The sequence below is a fragment of the Burkholderia sp. E168m23 genome (assembly GCF_016586125.1).
Lineage (GTDB): Bacteria > Pseudomonadota > Gammaproteobacteria > Burkholderiales > Burkholderiaceae > Burkholderia > Burkholderia orbicola.
Genome location: NZ_BCPP01001575.1, coordinates 1 through 795, shown reverse-complemented (window position 1 = coordinate 795; position 795 = coordinate 1). Strand labels below are relative to the sequence as shown.

1 protein-coding gene is annotated in these 795 nt (G+C 64.4%); it reads right to left on the bottom strand.

Annotation, left to right across the window (positions count from 1 at the left end):
- On the bottom strand, window positions 1-795 hold a 795-nt coding region (tssC, locus tag JMF90_RS38980; protein ID WP_201326535.1), incomplete at both ends, for a type VI secretion system contractile sheath large subunit.

The window sequence follows — 795 nt, the reverse complement described above, 5'->3', positions numbered from 1 at the left end:
AAAGTCTCCACGTTCTGCGCCGATGCGAAGCTGCCGATCTTGTCCCGCATCATCGCCTTCAGGTAGTGCGCGACGCGCGATACCGAGAAGATGTACTGAAGCTGGGCGGACAGGACGGCGTTCGCGTTCGCGCTGTCGGTGCTGTATTTCTTGGGCTTCTGCACCGACTGCGCAGCGAAGAACGCGGCGTAATCTGAGTTCTTGCAATGGACGAGCGGGATGAAGCCGAGATCGCTCAGCTCCTTCTCGCGGCGATCGGTGATCGCGATTTCGGTCGGGCACTTCAGCGCGACTTCACCGTCGTCGGTCTTGAACGTGTGGGTCGGCAGATCCTCGACGAGGCCGCCGCCTTCGACGCCGCGGATCGCCGCGCACCAGCCGAAGTCGTCGAACGCGGCCGTCAGGCGGGCCGCGAAGGCCCATGCCGCGTTGCACCACAGGTACTTGTCGTGATCGGTGCCGTCGACGTCCTCGACGAAGTTGAAGTTCTCCGCGGTCTGGCCGTCCTTCGGATTGAACGGCAAGCGGCCGAGAAAGCGCGGCAGCGTCAGGCCGACGTAGCGCGAATCCTCGGCGTCGCGGAACGACTTCCACTTCGCGTATTCGACGGTGTCGAACACCTTGCCGAGGTCGCGCGGCTTGCCGAGGTCGGAGAACGACTCGAGGCCGAGCAGCTCCGGCGACGCCGACGCGATGAACGGCGCATGCGCGGCCGCCGCGACGTGCGACATCTGCTCGATGAAGTACATGTCTTCCGGCTGGCGCGAGATCTCGTAATCGCCGATCAGCGCACCG